The organism is Proteiniclasticum sp., from assembly GCF_003514505.1.
Classification (GTDB): Bacteria; Bacillota; Clostridia; order Clostridiales; family Clostridiaceae; genus Proteiniclasticum.
On the sequence record NZ_DOPX01000026.1, the window covers coordinates 214,193 to 233,100 of the forward strand.

General features: G+C 43.7%; 22 protein-coding genes. 9 read left to right on the forward strand and 13 right to left on the reverse strand.

Annotated elements, in window-relative coordinates:
• Positions 1–41: 41 nt before the first annotated feature.
• From DEF30_RS09185 to DEF30_RS09195, 3 genes are all read right to left on the reverse strand, one after another.
• Positions 42–1,631, reverse strand: a complete 1,590-nt coding sequence (locus tag DEF30_RS09185) for a hypothetical protein (RefSeq protein ID WP_294098499.1) — start codon at positions 1,629–1,631, stop codon at positions 42–44.
• Positions 1,621–2,331 (reverse strand): ABC transporter ATP-binding protein, encoded by a 711-nt coding sequence (locus tag DEF30_RS09190; RefSeq protein ID WP_294098501.1) that lies wholly within the window; start codon positions 2,329–2,331, stop codon positions 1,621–1,623. Before DEF30_RS09190 ends, DEF30_RS09185 begins: the two co-directional genes overlap by 11 nt.
• Before the next feature lie 280 nt (positions 2,332–2,611).
• Positions 2,612–3,550: a DUF4825 domain-containing protein gene (locus DEF30_RS09195; protein WP_294098503.1), complete on the reverse strand. Its 939-nt coding sequence runs from the start codon at positions 3,548–3,550 to the stop codon at positions 2,612–2,614.
• A 217-nt stretch (positions 3,551–3,767) separates the two neighbouring features.
• Here DEF30_RS09195 and DEF30_RS12135 point away from each other — a divergent pair, with 217 nt between their 5' ends.
• From DEF30_RS12135 to DEF30_RS09205, 3 genes are read left to right on the forward strand one after another with little or no spacing between them, the layout of a single operon-like run.
• Positions 3,768–4,100, forward strand: coding sequence for a (4Fe-4S)-binding protein (locus DEF30_RS12135; protein WP_366409642.1), 333 nt, complete (start codon positions 3,768–3,770; stop codon positions 4,098–4,100).
• Positions 4,016–4,291, forward strand: a complete 276-nt coding sequence (locus DEF30_RS09200) for a GNAT family N-acetyltransferase (RefSeq protein ID WP_294098506.1) — start codon at positions 4,016–4,018, stop codon at positions 4,289–4,291. Before DEF30_RS12135 ends, DEF30_RS09200 begins: the two co-directional genes overlap by 85 nt.
• Before the next feature lie 32 nt (positions 4,292–4,323).
• Entirely contained in the window at positions 4,324–4,566 is a 243-nt protein-coding gene (locus tag DEF30_RS09205; RefSeq protein WP_294098509.1) for a hypothetical protein, read from the forward strand.
• A gap of 137 nt (positions 4,567–4,703) precedes the next feature.
• Here DEF30_RS09205 and DEF30_RS09210 read toward each other — a convergent pair whose 3' ends face one another.
• Complete coding sequence (locus DEF30_RS09210; protein ID WP_294098511.1) at positions 4,704–6,353, reverse strand: FAD-dependent oxidoreductase; 1,650 nt, start codon at positions 6,351–6,353, stop codon at positions 4,704–4,706.
• 188 nt (positions 6,354–6,541) lie between these two features.
• Here DEF30_RS09210 and DEF30_RS09215 point away from each other — a divergent pair, with 188 nt between their 5' ends.
• The 5 genes from DEF30_RS09215 (at position 6,542) to DEF30_RS09235 (ending at position 9,336) form a co-directional block, all read left to right on the forward strand.
• The gene (locus tag DEF30_RS09215) at positions 6,542–6,940 is read left to right on the forward strand and encodes a metalloregulator ArsR/SmtB family transcription factor (RefSeq protein ID WP_294098514.1); all 399 of its coding nucleotides are present in this window, start codon (positions 6,542–6,544) and stop codon (positions 6,938–6,940) included.
• A gap of 17 nt (positions 6,941–6,957) precedes the next feature.
• On the forward strand, positions 6,958–7,962 hold the full coding sequence (locus DEF30_RS09220; protein ID WP_294098516.1) for a permease: 1,005 nt from the start codon (positions 6,958–6,960) through the stop codon (positions 7,960–7,962).
• Between the two features lie 45 nt (positions 7,963–8,007).
• Complete coding sequence (locus DEF30_RS09225; RefSeq protein ID WP_294098518.1) at positions 8,008–8,244, forward strand: thioredoxin family protein; 237 nt, start codon at positions 8,008–8,010, stop codon at positions 8,242–8,244.
• Positions 8,245–8,326: 82 nt separating this feature from the next.
• Positions 8,327–8,806 (forward strand): permease, encoded by a 480-nt coding sequence (locus DEF30_RS09230; RefSeq protein ID WP_294098520.1) that lies wholly within the window; start codon positions 8,327–8,329, stop codon positions 8,804–8,806.
• Complete coding sequence (locus DEF30_RS09235) at positions 8,803–9,336, forward strand: permease (RefSeq protein WP_294098523.1); 534 nt, start codon at positions 8,803–8,805, stop codon at positions 9,334–9,336. The genes DEF30_RS09230 and DEF30_RS09235 overlap by 4 nt, the downstream gene beginning before the upstream one ends.
• Positions 9,337–9,453: 117 nt before the next feature.
• Here DEF30_RS09235 and mgtE read toward each other — a convergent pair whose 3' ends face one another.
• A complete protein-coding gene (gene mgtE / locus DEF30_RS09240; RefSeq protein ID WP_294098525.1) occupies positions 9,454–10,797 on the reverse strand; it encodes a magnesium transporter in 1,344 nt (447 codons plus the stop codon).
• A 106-nt stretch (positions 10,798–10,903) separates the two neighbouring features.
• Positions 10,904–11,794, reverse strand: coding sequence for a LysR family transcriptional regulator (locus DEF30_RS09245; RefSeq protein WP_294098527.1), 891 nt, complete (start codon positions 11,792–11,794; stop codon positions 10,904–10,906).
• A gap of 114 nt (positions 11,795–11,908) precedes the next feature.
• On the opposite strand from DEF30_RS09245, the gene DEF30_RS09250 reads away from it, so the two are divergent.
• Positions 11,909–12,934, forward strand: coding sequence for a putative sulfate exporter family transporter (locus DEF30_RS09250; protein WP_294098529.1), 1,026 nt, complete (start codon positions 11,909–11,911; stop codon positions 12,932–12,934).
• Positions 12,935–13,190: 256 nt separating this feature from the next.
• On the opposite strand, the gene DEF30_RS09255 is transcribed toward DEF30_RS09250, so the two are convergent.
• From DEF30_RS09255 to DEF30_RS09285, 7 genes are all read right to left on the reverse strand, one after another.
• Positions 13,191–13,856 (reverse strand): P-II family nitrogen regulator, encoded by a 666-nt coding sequence (locus DEF30_RS09255; RefSeq protein ID WP_294098533.1) that lies wholly within the window; start codon positions 13,854–13,856, stop codon positions 13,191–13,193.
• A gap of 1 nt (position 13,857) precedes the next feature.
• On the reverse strand, positions 13,858–15,318 hold the full coding sequence (locus DEF30_RS09260; RefSeq protein ID WP_294098620.1) for a DUF1538 domain-containing protein: 1,461 nt from the start codon (positions 15,316–15,318) through the stop codon (positions 13,858–13,860).
• 80 nt (positions 15,319–15,398) lie between these two features.
• Entirely contained in the window at positions 15,399–15,638 is a 240-nt protein-coding gene (locus DEF30_RS09265; protein ID WP_294098622.1) for a single-stranded DNA-binding protein, read from the reverse strand.
• A 126-nt stretch (positions 15,639–15,764) separates the two neighbouring features.
• Positions 15,765–16,244, reverse strand: coding sequence for a hypothetical protein (locus tag DEF30_RS09270; protein ID WP_294098536.1), 480 nt, complete (start codon positions 16,242–16,244; stop codon positions 15,765–15,767).
• Positions 16,245–16,308: 64 nt separating this feature from the next.
• Entirely contained in the window at positions 16,309–16,812 is a 504-nt protein-coding gene (locus tag DEF30_RS09275) for an immunoglobulin-like domain-containing protein (protein ID WP_294098538.1), read from the reverse strand.
• Positions 16,813–16,837: 25 nt separating this feature from the next.
• A complete protein-coding gene (locus DEF30_RS09280) occupies positions 16,838–17,323 on the reverse strand; it encodes an LURP-one-related family protein (protein ID WP_294098540.1) in 486 nt (161 codons plus the stop codon).
• A gap of 96 nt (positions 17,324–17,419) precedes the next feature.
• Complete coding sequence (locus DEF30_RS09285) at positions 17,420–18,799, reverse strand: hypothetical protein (protein WP_294098542.1); 1,380 nt, start codon at positions 18,797–18,799, stop codon at positions 17,420–17,422.
• Positions 18,800–18,908 lie beyond the last annotated feature (109 nt).

The following is an 18,908-nucleotide window of genomic DNA, read 5'->3' on the forward strand; positions in this document are numbered from 1 at the left end:
CTTCTTTTGATTCCATATTTCTTCATTATACAGTCTAATTGTTATTTAACTCTGAACGTAGTTGGGGCTTTTTTGTAAACAAACAGCACCGCTGCCGCCACATAGAAAATGGATACTAAGATGATCACTGGAAGCATCCACTGGGCTGGAGCATCAATTTGAATGGCCAAATAGGACAAGAGATAGACCAGTCCATTGATGATATTGAATATAGGACTCTTCACTTCCATGGAAGAGGTGTAGGGCTGAAAAACATAGTACATGAAAAGGTAGTGCACCGAGAAGAATATGGACAGTGTCAGCACCATGGCCATCAGCGGAAGAATTTCACCATAATCTTTCCGGTCGGAGAGTGCAGTGAAAAGAAAGAGTCCAAACAGGAGAATTCCTGTGGGAATCAGATTCCCTAGAACAATTCTTTTCAGCCGCAGGGAGAACATGCTAAGGAGCGCTTTAGGCTCTCTGTAAAATCCATACCGGAGCATAAAGAGATCACAGTTGTAGAACATGGCTTTGGTCTCCCGGTTGGAATTGGTCAGCATATACATGACAAAGATCATCATGGTGTAGTTTTTCGAAAGCTCTGGTCCCATACCATTCATAAGATCTGGATCCACAAACAGATACAGAAGGAAGAGACCCACGAAGACAGCGGCAACTAAAATAGACTTCACAAGAATGGGCTTTCTGAAAAAGCGCCGGTGTCTTTTGAAAAAAAGTGCATTGAGGTAAGCAAAGCCTTCCTTTTCTACACCTTCCACGGGAAGAAGATCCTCTTCCCTGAAATCCTTGTCCCGCATCTTCACATCCGCCACCATGGCTTCTTTCATTGCATTCTGAAGCTTATTCATCTTCTCATAGCTCGTCACATGATTCATAGCCTCTATGTAATAGTCATATCGCACAATATAGCGCAGGGAAAATATTGCCATCATAATAAGCGCTGCCCCAAACAGTGGATGCTTAAGGAGCAGTCCTCCGTCCAATTCAGGAAGGAAGAAATATAGAAGGTATCCACCCGCCATCACCGCAAGGAGAAGACCTATAAGCACAGCATTATGTTCTTCTAAGAGAAACCGTCTTTTTTTGAAGAGATAAAGGTGCAGTGCCTCAGCCGCGAACCCCATGAGGGTGGCTGCCCCTGATAGAACCAGCGCTTCCAGGGGACTCTTAAAAACGCTTCCTGTGAGAAGAAGAAGCCCTATGCTTCGCCCCACCAGTTTGAAACTTTCTTTCTTCACGAGATATGCCAAGGCGTACTCTCTGGAATCCATCTTCAGCTCTTTCAGAAGAATGAACTTCGTCTGGGTCAGTTCCAGAAGGTAGGGAAGCAAAAGCCTCATGAGAAAATAGAGAAAAAGAACCAGCGTCAAGGGCTTCGCATCCAGCTCGTCCAAAAACAGTCCGGGAACCAGAAGCGCCCCCAGCGCAAGAAGCACTCCTTTCAGGCTGCTCCATATAAGCTGATAAAGAAAGGCAAGCACACCCAACCCTTCCTTCAGGGTGAAAAATCCGTAATGACCTCTATTGGCCATTTTTCTCACGAGGGGCAGCTTCCGGATAAAATAAACAAGTCCGTTGATGAAGATAGAGGTCTCCAGCTTCATCATGAGAAGAATCTTATGCCCCATGGCTCTCCTCCTTCAGCAGACGGATGATCTCTTCCTCGAAGGTCTCATCTCCCAGTCTATCATGATCCAGCATGGACATCTTTCCATCATGAAGAATGGCAATCTCATCACAAAGATCCGTGGCCAGCTGAAGAATGTGGGTGGAAAAAATGATGATATGGTCTTCTCTGATGCTTTTGAGAAGCTTCTTCATCTCCAGTGCCACCACCACATCCAAAGAAGTCAGGGGTTCATCCAGAAGAATCACCATGGGTTTTGCAATGAGAAAAAGAAGCATCTGAATCTTGTTCTTCATGCCATGGGAGTACCCCTTCATAAGCCTGTGCCGGTCTTCTTTCTCAAACTGGATAAGATCAAAATATGTGTCAATAGGATGGAGATGGTCCAGATCATTTTTATGAAGATCCACAAAAAACTTGATGAACTCGTATCCTGTGAGAAAATCCGGGAGCACAGGAGTGGAGTAGACATAGGAGAGATCCTTGGGTCTGATGGGTCTTTCCTCCTCCTGTACGGTCAAATATGCTTTTCCCTCTTCCGCTTTGATTTCATCTGCCAAAATATTGAAGAGCGTTGTTTTTCCCGCTCCGTTCCTGCCTAAAAGTCCATAGATTTTCCCTTTTTCAAAGGTGAAATCCAGCCCTTTCAGTACCTCTTTCCCATCAAAGGATTTTTTAATACCAGCAAGTCTCAGTTCCATTCTGTCTACATCCTTTCATCATAAATCATAGTCGTTATGCGGTATATTATACCATATAAAATGATAATTTAAACATCTTTATTGTTTTTTTTGCATTCTTTGTCTGATATTTTCCCATCAATCCATACTTATCATACTTTGTTGCACCGGATGTTTCAATATCATTCCGATAAGCCTCCTAAATCTCTCAACGCACCAGATATAAAAAGTGGAAGAATCCACATAGAGACCCTTCCACTTTTTTCTTTTTCTTATATCATCATGCATTATCTCCTGAACTTCAGCGGAGGAAGAGATCTTCCCGGGACAGAATATTTTCCAGGGGACCATACTTTACTGTCAGTTCTTCTCTTGTGAACTTCAGACTCCCATCATAGGAACTCTTTTCGAGCTTTCCCTCCGATGGGGCATTCTTCACCTTGAATGTAATTTCATCAGCATTCTCCACCAGGGAGAGCAGCACCAGGGCGTTTTTCTCCATGACCCTATAGATCTCATTCATAGGCTCGGCTTCAGGATACTGAAGAAGATTCGTCAGTTCTACTTTTGGTTCATAGTATACTGTAATGCCATAAGGTTCTTTTTCTGTCTCCAAGGAGATATATCTTTGTACGTAGCCACTGCCTGGAAGTGGAAGAGCTGAAACAATTTCTGAAACCTTACTTGCATTCCCCACATAGGGAGTTTTCAGTGTGCGCAGTTTCTCCACATCATATTCCACCACGTCCACCTGCACTTCCAGGCCATACACTACATCTCCTTTCTCCAGATAGTCCACCTGGAGACTGTACACAAAAGTGCCACTGTTTTCTGGTATAGTAATCACCGCTGCATCACCATGAATGGTGAAATCCAGCTTTACTTCAGTTTCCGGCTTTCCCTTCTCACTGACTGCAGCGGAGATGATTTCATAGGGTACTTTCTCACTTTCCACAAGAGGCGTCAGATAGAGTCTTTGACCGCTGCTTGCTGTGATTCTGCTTTCTTCTGTATAGGTAAAATTCGCCGGATGATCGCTGTCTGCGATGACACTGCGTCCTAATGATCTCCATTCATAGGTGCCCATCTGTGCTTCTTTCTGCATCTCATCACTGAGAAATGCCCTCAGCTCCGGTGGCTTTGTCGCCATCTGGCTTTGCAGTTCTGTATAGAGATAAATCCCTCCCAGTACCGCTAAAATGAGGACCATATATACAATACCTCTTCTGTTTCCTCTCATTTAGCTATCCTCCTATTTTCTGTCCTTGTTTTAGTATATCTGTAAAGAATGAAGTGGACCAAAGAATTCCCTTAAGATTTTCTAAACCTATGGCGCATCGAGTTCATACCGTTTTCAGATATTCCTCTACTTAGGACAAAATTAACGTCTTGTTTACGGTTTCCCTTGCTTCCTGTGATAAAATAGATGTAACTTTCAAAAAGGAGATCAAGTGTCTATGACTGAACAGGAACTACTGGAAACGGGATACCGGAAATACCACGGCGATAAACTCGATATCTATTTCAAGCGCTCCCTATGCACACACTCCAGGGTTTGCCTGAAGGGCAGTCCAAAGGTTTTTAATGTGAGAAACCGCCCTTGGATTGACCAAAGAGAAGAACCGGATCTCAAAAAACTCATTGCGGTGCTGGACGCATGTCCAACCAAAGCACTGCGGTATATCGCACACAAGGAGGAAGAAAAATGGAACTCAAACAAGGAGAAGGCAGGCTTTATCTTCATACTGAAGAAGATATGGAGGCAGGTGAGATCATTTATGAGGAGTTAGGAAATGAGCTTCTCATCATCAAGCATACCTACACCCACGATGGATTCCAGGGACAGGGAGTGGGAAAGAAGCTTCTGAACGGTATGGTAGAAAAAGCCAGAACAGAAGGAAAAAAGATCCGTCCCATCTGCGAATTCGCCAAGGCTGTCATGGAGAAAAATGAAATCTACCATGATGTGCTGGAAAAATAGGAACAGACAAGAAGACAGCAAAGGAGAAGACTATGTGGATTAGAACACAGGACAAGAAAGAACTTGTAAAAGTCATAAGAGTGTATACATCGCGGATTTTCGGTGAGAAAAAGGGAAAACACATTCTATGGGGGCAATTTGACGGCACCAATCTATTTGGTGAAAATAAAGCAACCCTCGGGATCTATCCCACGGAAGAGCTTCTTATGGAAGAGCTCGCTCTCATTGAGTCTGTTCTGAAAGAGAATCCAGACGGATTCTATGAAATGAGATAAAAAACCAGGTAACCTTTTGCACATCACTTTGCATGGTTACCTGGTTTTAATTTTATTTGTTTTTCTGAAGAAGCGTTTATGACACCCATTCCCTTGATCTTTGTCTCATCGCCCTTTATCTATTTCTAATTCAATGTCTATTTTTTCTTCATCTTTAAATAACGGAGATACGTTTTGTGGCCACCGGACAAGTTGTAGACGTGCTCCACCCCACTGTTGAGAAAGATATTCTGCACCGCATTACCCGTGGTGCCTTTATTGCAGTAGGTCACAGTGATGGTATCCTTCTCCAGGTCTTTCGCAAAGGCTCTTGCAGCACTATGCGGCACGTTTATGGCATTCTCCACATGACTGGCTTCATACTGCTTTACCACTCTGGCATCTACAATCCTCACCTTTTTTCCTGAAGATGCAAGTTCATCCAGCTCTTTGATTGTCATAACAGGTCGATTGCCATAAATGGCATTTTCCTGGATCATCCCGGTATACATCACAGGATCTTTTGTTGTTGAAAAAGGTGGTGCATAGGCAAGATCCAAATGAACAAGATCCTGAACCTTCGCACCAAAGGTGATCAGTGCTGCGAACACATCCACCCTCTTGTCTACCCCTTCGGGTCCAATGATCTGTACCCCAAGGAGCCGTCCATCTTTTTTATCTGCAACGGACTTGATGACCATTTCTTTACCGCCCATATATTCCGGACGGTTTGGCTTGATGTTGTGACTGACTGAAATTTCATACCCTTCTTTCAGCGCTTCTCTTTCTGTAAGCCCTGTTTGTGCCACGGCAAGATCAAAAATCTTATAGATTCCTGTCCCCAGAACGCCTCTAAATTCAAGGTTCCCTCCTGTGGCATTGTTTCCAGCCATTCTTCCGGTCTTGTTGGCTGTAGAACCCAGAGGTCTGTACACGGGCTTTCCTGTAATACTGTGATACTGTTCTATACAGTCTCCCGCAGCATAGATATCTGCTACTGACGTTTCCATGAACGGATTCACCTTTATAGCGCCTGTTACGCCAAGTTCAATGCCAGCTTCTTTCGCAAGCTCCACATTAGGGCGTACACCAGTGGCTACAATGACAAGATCACCCGGGAGCTTGCTTTCGTCAGAAAGGATCACTTCATTCTCAGTGATTTCCTTTGCTGATTTTCCAGTAATGACCTGCACACCCTTTGCGGCTAAATGTTCTTCTACCAGAATGGCCATATCTGCATCCAGTCCCGGGGATACCTGTGGAAGAAGCTCCACCATGGTGACATCCATGCTAAGATGCTTCAGGTTCTCAGCCATCTCCAGTCCGATGAAACCTGTACCGATGATCACTGCTTGTTTGGGACTGTTGTTGTCGATATACTCCTTGATTCTATACATGTCATTTATGTTTCGCAAACTGAAAACGTGCTTGTTCTTCACACCTGCAATAGGCGGTACAACAGAACGTGCTCCTGTGGCTAAAATCAGCTTATCATAGGTGTCTTCAAAAACCTCCGATGTTTCCAGATTCTGAACCTTCAGTATTTTTCTTTCTGCATCGACATGTAAAACCTCATAGCCAGTCTTAATATCCACATTATATTTTGATTTAAAGAACTTGGGGTCTCTTGGTGTCAGGTCTTCTCCATTTTCCACTTCTCCGCCGATGTAATAGGGCATCCCGCATCCAGAATAGGAAATATAGGTATCTTTCTCATAAATGATGATTTCTGCTTCTTCGCTGTTTCTTCTTGCTTTTGCAGCCGCTGAAGTTCCTGCAGCCACGGCACCAATGATCCGTATTTTCATAAAACTCTCCTCTTCTATTTATTAAATTTATACACTTTCATTGTACTAAACTCTTGTTAACTGGATGTTAATTATGCGGAGAAAATCTGATGAATATTTGATGATCGATGACCTGAACCTCGGAAAAGTTATTTTCTGTCAATCATTGACACGAAGAAAATCCAAGAGTAATATAATCATATTCCCATATGAGAATATGTGCATTTATGAAAGGACGTGACTCCATGAATGAGCTGACGAATATTTTTAAAACCCTCTCAGATGAGACCAGACTGAGAATTATGATGCTTCTATACCAAGATGAGCTCTGCGTTTGTGAAATCAGCGGAATTCTCAATGTGCCCCAACCGACGGTCTCAAAAGGGCTTTCCAAACTTAGAGACCTGAATCTTGTGGTAGATACCAGAAAAGAGAAATTTGTTTATTATAAACTGAGAGCTGACCATGATCTTCTGAACAGTATTCTTTCAGACATCCTGAACAGCATCGGTCAGTATCCACAGCTTCAGGATGATCAGAGAAATATCGCCACCAAATGGCAGTACAGTGAGTCTGCTGGTCTTATCAGCAAGAGTTTTACTTTATAGGATAAAAGGAGATTATTATGGTTATTTTTCAATGGATCAACAATCAGCTGCTGAAGATGAACTGGCTGTTTGAGCTGGTCGAAAGCCTTGTGGTGAAAGTATTTGGCCTAAGTATGGACACAAGGCTTGGAGCCAGTATTCACTTTTTCATCTACGATGTTATTAAAATTTTTATACTGCTTTCCGCACTTATTTTTGTGATTTCATATGTGCAGAGCTTCTTCCCACCAGAAAGGACAAAGCGGATCCTCGGAAACTTCAATGGAATCACAGCCAATATCCTTGCCGCTCTTTTGGGGACTATCACTCCCTTCTGTTCCTGCTCTTCTATCCCACTTTTCATTGGGTTTACCAGTGCAGGGCTGCCCATCGGCACAACCTTTTCCTTCCTGATTTCCTCCCCTTTGGTGGATCTTGCCTCAGTGATTCTTTTGGCCGGTATTTTCAACTGGAAAATCGCCATTGCCTATGTCATCGTTGGCTTGGTTCTTGCCGTCATTGGCGGAACAGTCATCGGCCATCTGAAGCTTGAAGCACATGTGGAGTCCTTTGTATTCCAGAACAATTTGGAGATGGGGGATGAAGATCCTCTATCCATACAAGAAAGGATAGAGTTTGCGAAGGATCAAGTTCTAGATATCATCAGGAAAGTTTGGATTTATGTGCTCATTGGTGTCGGTATTGGTGCTGCAATCCATAACTACATCCCAGAAGCCTTCATCACCTCTATCTTAGGTGCAGATAAATGGTGGTCTGTCCTTGTCGCAACCATCGTTGGCATTCCCATGTATGCAGACATCTTCGGAACCCTTCCCATCGCCGAAGCTCTCATCGCCAAAGGGGTAGGCTTAGGCACCGCACTGGCCTTTATGATGGGTGTGACTGCTTTGTCTCTCCCTTCCCTGGTCATGTTGTCCAAGGTAGTGAAACCAAAGCTTTTAGCAATTTTCTTTGGTATTGTTGCCGTGGGTATTGTCCTCATCGGCTATAGCTTTAATGCATTCAGCTATTTATTCATTTAGTTACCCAAAATTATATATAATTCATCAAAAAGAGGAGAGATATTCATGAAAATCAAAGTATTAGGATCCGGCTGCAAGAACTGTGTGACACTTACAAAAAATACAGAAGAAGCCCTAAAAGAAATGGGCATCGAGGCGGAGATCATCAAAGTCACAGACTTCAAAGACATTGCTTCCTACGGCATCATGTCCACCCCTGGGCTGGTCATCGACGAAGAAGTGGTTTCTTATGGAAAAGTGCTGAAACCAAGCGCCATCAAAGAGATTCTGGAAAAAAGATAATCTTTCAGTGGTCTGGGAATATGATGATTGCCAGACCACTATGTTTTTGATAAAAAAACTAAACGCAAATGAGGGGTTTAAAATGAATACAGTCTTATATGGTATCACTGCACTTCTCCTTATCCTCTCCTATCTGAAAGACAAAGGAAATACAAAAACAGCACTGAAAAAAGCCTGGAAAGCATTTGAAAACATCTTGCCTGAATTTATGACGGTCCTGGTTTTTGCAGGCATACTGCTGGCCATACTTTCTCCCGAAACCATTTCCAGATACATTGGAGAGTCTTCCGGCTTCTTTGGGACACTTCTGACTGCGCTGATCGGGGCAATCACGCTGATTCCTGGATTCATCGCCTTTCCCATGGCAGCACTTCTATTGAAAGAAGGGGCAGGCTATATGCAGATTGGTGCTTTCATTTCCACTCTCATGATGGTGGGCGTGATCACCCTTCCAGTAGAAATCAGATACTTCGGTAAAAAGAGTACGTTCTTACGAAATGGACTGGCATTTTTTCTGTCTTTCCTCATCGCCTTTATACTAGGAGGTGTCATGAATCAATGATGAAACTGCTGAAAAGATACAGATACGCGCTCATTGCTCTCACAGCTCTTCTGCTTCTTTGGATATTCTCCAAAGAAACAGGAACAAAGGCCCTCAGTATCACAAAGAACTCGACCCTGGAGATGATTCAGGTGATCCCACCCATCTTCATACTCATGGGACTTCTTGATGTATGGATCAAAAAAGACACCATGGTGAAGTATATGGGCGAAGGTTCAGGATTAAAAGGCATGTTTCTGGCCATACTCATTGGCTCTGCTGCTGCGGGTCCACTCTATGGGGCCTTTCCAGTTGCGGCAGTATTCATGAAAAAGGGAGTCAAATTCTCGAATATCCTTCTTTTCATCGGTGCCTGGTCTACCACAAAAATCCCCATGTTTCTATTTGAAATGGCTTCCATGGGTAAGGCCTTTGCCGTCACAAGACTTCTCATCAATCTGCCGGTGATCTTTTTCATTGCACTGGTGATTGAGAAAACGCTCGCCAAAGAGGACATCGATGCGCTCTATAAAAACGCGGAAAATCTATAGGTTCTGGAGCTAGAAACATCACCAAGCGATCTTTATAGAAAACAAAGAATCCGGACTTCCAATGGAAAGCTGGATTCTTTGTTTTTCGATGATTTGATTCAACTCTTTCTCAGTCCTTTAGATCTTCAGGATCCACCTGGCAAGGAAAAAATAAATCAGCAGAGAGGATGCATCCACGATGGTTGTAATCATGGGTGCTGCCATGATGGCCGGATCCGCTTTGATCTTCTTTGCAAAAAAAGGAAGAAGTGCTCCCATGAGCTTTGCCATAATTACTGTGGCAAGGATTGCTAAAGAAACCACGAGAACAATAAGCGGTTTATCCGGATACAATAACCGGAGCCTGATATAGGTGAGGAGTGCCAAGACCGTACCAGTCATGAGAGATACCTCAAACTCCTTGATGAAGACCTTCACAATGTCCTTCATTTCAATTTCTCCAAGGACCAATCCACGGATGATGAGCGTACTGGACTGGGAACCGGAATTTCCTCCGGTGTCAGTAAGCATCGGTATAAACGTCACAAGAACGGGAATCACAAGAAACGCATCTTCAAAGGACGTCAGGATGGCGCCCGTCAATATACCCGAAAGCATGAGAAAGGTAAGCCAGCCCATTCTATTTTTCGCCAGTTCCCATACGGAAGTCTTGAGATAAGGCTTGTCTGATGGCACAGTACCTGCCATCTTCTCAAAATCTTCTGTATCCTCTTCCAGGATGACATCCATGATATCATCCACCGTGATGATGCCCACAAGGCGGTTTTCTTTGTCCACTACAGGAAGTGTCATGAAATCATACCGGCTGAAAATCTCCGCCACTTCCTCCACATCATCTTCCGTCTGCACACCGACCACTTTCTCTTCCATGAGGTCTTCCACAGAAAGATGATCCTGCGCAAGAAGAAGGGTTCTCAACGTGACTACACCCAAAAGCACTCTTGTATCACTGACCACAAAACAGCTGTACAGCGTCTCGCTGTCCTGGCCGTTCTGCCGCAGATAGTCAATGGCTTCCGGCACCTTCAGGCTCTTTTTGAGACTTGTGTATTCAGAAGTCATGATGCTTCCTGCCGTATCTACTTTATACTGCAGAAACCGGTTCAGCGTAGCCCGGTCCTCTGGATGTACACGGTCGAGAATTTCTGCCACCAAAGAAGCAGGGAGCTCCTCTAACAGATCCACCAGGTCATCCACAAACATTTCTTTCACCAGATGATCGATCTCTTCTGTTGTGATTTCAGAAAGAAGCGTCTCTTGAAGATCAGGATCCATTTCAGAAAAAACATCCACCGCAAGATCTTTGGGCAGCAGCCTCATGGTGAGGATTCTCTCATCCTTCGTCATTTCTTCGATGAGTTCCGCCAGATCCACCGGATTTTCTTCTTCCAGCTCCTTTCTCAGCTGCATAAACAATCTGTTCTGCAGCAGCATTTGGAGGTGTTCCAGTTTTTCAGTCATAGCCACCTCTCCTTTCTGTATTTTCTTCTTTCAGTATAAATCATCTTTTTTTTATTTCCACCCCAAAGCAGCAAATAATTCAGATTCTTCTCTCCAAGGTTCTTTATCAGGACAAGACAGATTTCAAAAAGCTGTAGAATCTTTGAAACTCCATATTCTGGAGATTTTCAGGCTGAGTCACAAAGCTGAACTCCCGGACCATTCTTAGGTTTTTCACTGAAATTTCTTTCAGTCTGCCAGATGAAAGCTCCGAAAGCACTGCGTCCTTGTACATGAAGCTGATCCCAGCACCTTGCTCTGTAAGTTTCTTTAAAAGGCCGATGTTGCCAATGTCTATGACCCTCTCAAAGCCTCTGATAGAAAAATTGATGGTGGACAGTCCTGTTTCCAGAACCTTTCGGGAACCGGACCCTTCTTCTCTCACCAGAAGGGTTTCAGAAAGAAGTTCTTCCATGGACACTTCTTTTCTTCCACTCAATCGGTGCTCTTCTCCCACCACCAAAATAAAGGGTACTTCTTTTAGAAGTGTCACCTGGTAAAGCGCCTTATCAACAATGCCCTCAATGAGTGCAAAGTCAAGGTGGCCCGTTTGAAGTTTTGAGAGGAGCACCTTGGTGTTGTCCACCATCAGAGAAAACTCCACATCCGAAAAGGTATCATAAAAGCACTTCAGATGAGGAGCCAAGGTATATTCTCCTAAGGTCAGCGTTGCACCGAAATAGTACTTCTTCCTCTTCTTTTTCAGATTCTCCAGTTCCTTCTTCATCATTTTTTCCTGATACAGCAATGACTCAGCATACTTTCTGAAAACCATGCCTTCTTCCGTGAGACTGATTCTTCTGTTCTCATAATGGAAGAGCTTCACATCATAAATCTCTTCCAGCTGCTTCATTTGGTGGCTCAGCCCTGGCTGTGTCATGGAAAGTCTCACTGCGGCCTTGGTATAGCTCTCTTCTTCTACTATGGCAAGAAAAGTGAGTAATCTTGGATCCAGCATGATTTCGCTCCTCATTTATAAATTTTATGAATAGATAAATAAATATATATAATTATATTTTATAGTTTAAACATGTTAAAATCAAGACATCATATGAAACAGTGAGGACATACAATGAAAAACATGCAAAAACTGGTTCCCGGAATTCTATTGTCATTACTTCTCGCCCTAACGGCAAATCAGCTCCAGAAGATCATCCCTGGTCATCTCATCAGCGCAGGTGTCTTTGCGCTCCTATCGGGTATGGTTATCAATCTGTTCATCTCAGGAAACAGGAACTTTTCTTCTGGCATTCAGTTTACATCCAAAAAGATCCTGAAGTTCTCCATCATCCTTATGGGACTGGGGTTGAGCTTTTCTCAGATTTTCTCTGTTGGTAAGTTTTCTCTGGTGGTCATGACCTTCACTTTGGCATCTGCCTTTCTTGGTGGATACCTTCTTGGTAAAGTCATGGGCCTTCCCTGGAAGCTCTCCAGCCTCATCTCAGCGGGCACAGGCATCTGCGGTGGCTCTGCCATTGCCGCCATCGCCCCTGTCATTGAAGCAGAGGATGCCCACATCGCTTATGGCATTTCTGCAACCTTTCTCTTTGATATCCTCATGGTGATTCTATTCCCCATCATGGGCAGATTTTTTCAGATGAGTGATCATGGATTTGGACTCTGGTCCGGTACCGCTGTCAATGACACCTCCTCGGTGGTGGCTGCTGCCTATGCATTCTCGGATGCCGCAGGACAGTACGCTGTCATTGTGAAGCTCACCAGAACCCTTTCCATTGTTCCCGTGGTACTGATTTTCTCCTATATCCACGCAAGGGTGGAAAGCAGAAAAACTGCAGATGCACGCACGGTGCATGCACGAAATAAAGTGGATCTGAAAAGCATCTTCCCCTTCTTCATCCTGTTCTTCCTGCTCATGGTGGGAATTAAAAGCACAGGACTTGTACCTGATGCCTTCAGCGCACAGATCACCTCATTGAGCAAGCTTCTCATGGTCATGTCCTTAGGTGCCATCGGCCTTAAAACCAACTTCAGTGAAGTCACCAAATCAGGCTTTAAACCCATGGTTCATGGGTTCCTCATTTCGCTTCTGGTGGTGGTGGTTTCCTTCCTGGTTCAGCTGATGATGGGCCAGATTTAGAATATACGTTAAGAGTAGTTGAACCCCTCGCAGCGAAGTGCTACATCCTTGGCTCACGACTAAAGAAGATAAAGTTCATACCTCACTAAAAACTCCTATATGTATGTAAAAAAGGGATTCACCTCGAATCCCTTTTTTCTTCGCGTATTTTCATGAATCTCTGAAGTGCTGTATCCAATCCCGATACTCTTGCTCCATTCAAACTCTCACAGACGAGGAAAGAAGCAAACCATCTTCAAAGGAATCCTTCCTGTCATTATTGATATATACCATAGGTTTCGGCAACATCCTGTACAAATATGATGCCATTTCCAGGCTCATCTATGGAAAGCTTCTTCCGGATATTATCAACAATTCCTCTCATAGCTTCCTTCTCTGTTAAGATGATCACCATTTCTTTTTCTGGTTCAATATCCATATTGAACAGCTTCATGGTTTCATGAATACCGGATCCTCTTGCATTGACGATGGTACCGCCTTTAGAGCCTTTTTCTTTGGCTGCATCTATGACATCCTCTGCCAGTCCACGGTTTACCACAGTAATTATTATCTGATACATAAACTTTTCAACCTCTCTTTCAATCCCATCATGGCGCACATTGCAGTTGGAGCCATAGACATCATATGCAGGTATGGAGAACATGATCCCATGATTCGGTTTTTCAAAATGAAATTTTTTATCCAGCTTACTCATGACTTCCTTTGCAAGAGTCTCCTCTGCGCCCAATAAAATGATCTCTTTTCTTTCTTCATAAAGAGACAGAAACTTGAGCAGGCTACTGTTTGCAGTTCCCTTTCCATGGAAAACTGTTCCACCAGATACGCCCATCTTTTTTGCACTTTGGAGCACCTTGCTCCCTAAACCATAATCGACGATGACATAAATCAGGTGAAAACCAAGAATATCTTTGATGGACTTCATATTACTTCACCGCTCCTTTCTTCTTTGCTTTACTCTGGAATACCAGTCCCAGAAGCTGTAGTGTAATAATGGGTGCCATGGCCACCATGGCGATCATTCCAAATCCATCCACCAGCATATCTGCTCCTTCATGAGCATGTGCTGCTCCCTGAACAAATGCTAAAATGAATGTTGCGGTCATTGGTCCGGTGGCAACGCCGCCTGCATCAAATGCAATACCCACAAATAGTTTCGGCACTACGAACATGAGTCCCAGTGAAATGATGTACCCTGGTACGAGATAATGCATCAGCTGAATGTCAGGAACAAGGATCCTGATGACAGAAAGCGCCACAGCAAACCCAACACCAAGAGAAAGAGGCACAAGAACCGCAATTCTTTTCACATACCCGCTGGTGACCTCTTCAATCTGATGGGTTAAAACATGAACTGCAGGCTCTGCAATAATAGTTACCAGCCCGATGATGAATCCAATGATTACGATGGGCACCTTATTATCCAGTAAAGCCAATGCTGTTCCTATGGAAGTCCCCACATCCATGAACCCGCCATTGACACCAATAAGAAAAATCACGAGTCCAATGAATCCGTAAATAAATCCATTGACCATCTTCCGGAACTCTCTCTTTTGCAGTTTAAACACCGCTGCCTGAAGCACAAGAAGAATCACCACCAGAGGCGACATGGCAATGGTGCTTTCAAACAGCATATCCGGTATCAGTGCAATGAAAGGCTTTAGGATAGAGTCTGAAACTGTAACTACGGATTCAATATCTGCATTGAAGGAAGTATTCTTTGTAAACAAATCAAGCAGCATCACACCGAGAATTGCTCCGGTGGAAGCGATGGCCACAAGTCCGAAACTATCCTTTTCAGATGCCTTGCTGTCTTTTTTCATCTTAGAAATACCCAATGAAAGAGAGAGAATAAATGGTACCGCCAGTATTCCTGTAGTTGCGCCAGAAGCGTCAAATGAGATGGCAAGAAACTCTCTGGAGGTAAAAATAGAAAGACCAAAAATAAGAACATATAAAACCATCAGCATCTTATAGAGCGGATAATTGTAAAAAATACGAAGAAAACCAAGAGCCAGCATCAGAGCAAGTCCAATGGACACAATCATGAGAATGCTCATGGAGCTGATCTGTCCTGAAGTGACAAAGTCCACCTGATTGGCCAGAACCAGAAGCCCTGGCTCAGCAATGGAGATAAAAAACCCCAAAACTGCCCCTGCGATGAGTACAATCCAGAGTTTATTGGATTTAGCCAGTGCTGTTCCAGTATAATCTCCAAGGGGTGTTACCCCAATATCCACACCAATGAGAAACAGCGTGAGGCCAATCATAATGAGACCTGCACCAAGAAGAAAACGCCAGATCATGGGTCCTTCCATGGGTGTCAGTGTAAAGTGAAGAATCAGCACCATCACCGTGATGGGCAGTACCGAGGTCAGCACCTCCATGAATTTAGATTTAATTACATACAAAACCGTCATCCTTTCTCTAGTCAGATTTGCCTAACAGGCAGCTGGCTGGGTTACATTCAGCCGGGTAGTTTCTGATATCTCTGCTGATGGGAAGAAGTCTTTTCCACCGCCTTGACCGGAATCTTTTCTTTATGAACTTCATGCAGAAAAAGTGTTCCAAGAAGAAGTCTGTCCTTCACTGGAATCCTGTTCCACTCATATCCTTTGAAGAGATCTTTCACTAGGAAAATCTCCTCTTCCTTCAATAACTTGATTTCAGAAAGTGCTCTTTCCAAAAGAACATCCACATTCATTATACGCACCTTACCTTAAATATTCTTAACAATGTTGTTATCCCTATTGTATACCACAGAAGAGGTTTCTGTCCAAATTTATAAAAAAAGACTCCAGATTTCTCTGAAGCCTGTGCAGCTGTTTCTTCATTATTCAACACCTCGATTCTTGCACTCCAGGAGAAATGCCGCCCATTTCTTCTCTTCTATGACCTTTGAAATCTGATGCAAATAGTCATACATACGGATCATATAGAAGGCTAGAAACAGTGACACATAATGAAACCTTACAACAATGAAGCTCAACACACATGCTGCTGCGGTTAGCATCGCCGCCACCATGATTAGAACACGATACAGCAGGAGCATTTCTAAATCCGCCTCGTGAAACACAGATTTTTCCTCTACATCTTCTATTAAGTACAGTTTCCTGAACTTTTTTTCGATCTTCATCCTGTGGAATCCATCATAGAGGGCGACTCCTGCGCTAATCAAAAGCAGCGCCACCACGAGAATCCACCCGTCATAGAAGACTTCCTCAGCTGCTGCAACCAGACTGATTCCGCCTAATAGAAATGAAAAATATGCTGATTTTTTATTGGAAGACATGGTCCATCCACCTTTCACCATAGTTCACACTCTTCGGAACCTTCGTCAGTTGCCTTCTTTCATTCCATTTCGATTTCTCAGCCACTCACTTCCCGATTTGAAAAACAACATAGTAGGGCACGAGTTCGATACCACCATCCTCTTTACGCAGAATGATTTTCTTCTCCAGCTGGTAGATCCCTTCTTCAAGATCTCCATACAGCCAGACCCATTCCACCTCATGAAAGACCTTTTCTCCCTTGGGAAGTCCATATCCGATATCTTCAAACCCATAGTCCCCTTCAATGACCACCGGAAGATCCTCATACTGATTCTGAACAAGTTTTCGAAGTATGAAATCCTCCCCAAAAAGAGCTTCTCTGTCTGTTGTGTTCAGAAATTCCAGTTCCAGGCCTTGAGGGGACACCGTACCTTCCGCAAGCTTCATGGTGATGCCCTCTACAATCTCTTCTCCTTCACCTGCCAGAGGAAGTGAAGTTGGCGTTTCTGGCGTTTCACCAGATGGTTCCATCTGCTTTGGACCATTACATCCAGTAAACAGTAACAGTACCCACAGACATAAAGACAGTATGATGAAGTTCTTTTTCATTTAAATTCTCTCCTAATCCTGCGCATTAGTTGGAAGCAGCCGCACTGGCCTGAGCAATCACCGCATCAATGGCGAGAACCACCGCAAGAGCATATCTTTCATCCACGTGGTCTGCAATATCAATCACATAGCTGTCACCCCAGGTGAACCATTCTTTAGAGATAGAGACCACAAAATCATTTCCTTCGTAAATCTCATACTCATGATCCCAAAAATCACCGGATACCCTCCAGTTGAGTCCCTCAATGCTGTAGGAAGGTTTGAAAAATGTCAGTACCTTGACGATTTCAGCCACTTCCTCACCATCTATATACACATAGAATCGAGGCAGAAAACTCCATACTTTCTGCTGGATAAAAGCAGCTTCCTGACCGCTCTCATCATAGACATGAAGCTTTTTCCCCCAGGAGAACAGCTCCCCCTCCACATAGTAGCGGTCTCTTCCTTCCTCATCTTTGATGTAGAACCTGTCTGCGAAGGAAAACACCTTCTGTTTCATATAAAGCTTCATTGTTCTCTCCTTTATGTCTTCTCAATTTTTATTACTATAAGCTCTTGTATCACTTCACCTGGCTGGTTTCTTCCTGGGTGGTGATACTTTACCATCTTACCTGTTGTGACGCTTGAACCGGATGAGTCCCCGAATCCCAAACCCGACGACTAAAGCAGCCAGGAACACTAGAAAAACTGCACCAGAAAACAGAAAAGCGTAGAGATTTCTTGAAAGAAATCCTTCCGTCCTGTCCACCAAGGTGATTTTCTCTTCCCGATACATGGTAAAAGTGAGCTCCTTCTCTGGAAGGGTGTCAAAGACGCCAACATATTCACCGTTCTCTTTTTTATCCAAAGGCAAACTGGAGGAAATCACATAAGGGTATCCTTCAGAGGGCAGCACGCGAAGGGTGAGGTTCTTGAAATCTTTGAAGTATCCTGCCGGACTCAAAAGATATTCAAAAGTATAGGTTGGATCTTTTGAACTGCGGCGGTCCATGGATCCACCAGCCTCATAGGAGATGGAGATGGTCTTTTCCTCTCCCGCCTGAAAAGGTGTTTCGTAGTACAGGAAAATCAGCCGCTCCTCGTAGAGAAACTGTGCCAGATCATCCTCCGTCACAAGTCTTTCCAGGCCAAAAGCATCATCCAGATTCTTCAGGAAAAAATTCCTCTCCGTCTGATTGTTTATGACAAAATATCCCAGATACTCACTATCTGCAACCATCTCTTCATAATAATCCTGAAAGAGCATGCTTTTCTTCGTAATTTCCACCGTATAATCCTCATTCTCTGTGAGCCCTTTCCCTTCAAAGGTGTGCGCCTCTGGTATGAGATCCAGCGCTTCTCCCAGGAAAAACAGTTCCATGGTGTCCTGATACCGGACCGAAGTGCCGATATCATAAGAGTCTCCCGAATACCCATAACTGTTGAGATTCTTTGCAAATACCTTTTCTGCTCCTTCTAGCGGGAAAGACACCTTTCCTGTAAAGTGTTCACTCTTCAAGTTTTTAAAGGTGACCTGATAGAGCACACCAGGTTCATTCAAACTGAAATTCTTAGGCTCATAACTGCCTGTCTCCACTTCTTCCAAAGCAGCTTTCAGATCAAGCTTTTCCTCTTCCAGATCTTCCTTCCGATAGGAATCGCCATAATAAAGGGTATACGGCACAGGGCTTCCATCCACAAGTACTTCGCCACCAGGTTTTCTGTTTCCTGAAAAATTCCCGAAGTAGGGAAATACCATGGATGATGTGATTTCATTCTCTGATGTATTCTTCATGGTATACTCTGCAGTAACTTTGGCCACGATGGAATAATCCTCTAACTGGTTTTCACTGAAATCAAAGGTCAGATTCTCTTTCAGAACCGTGATGGGAGAATCAGCCTCCACAATCATCACATTGGAAGATGGTGACGCTTCCCAATAGACCGGAGCTGAATTTGCCCATACAGGTATGCTGCTTAAGAAAAAAAATAAAATTAAAACAATCATAAAAGTTCTTTTACGCATATAATCTCTTCACCTCTTTCTATCATTTTATCATACTCTTTGTGTCAGTCTTAACAAAATAATGAAGATCTCTGACTTTCTCTGATTATTC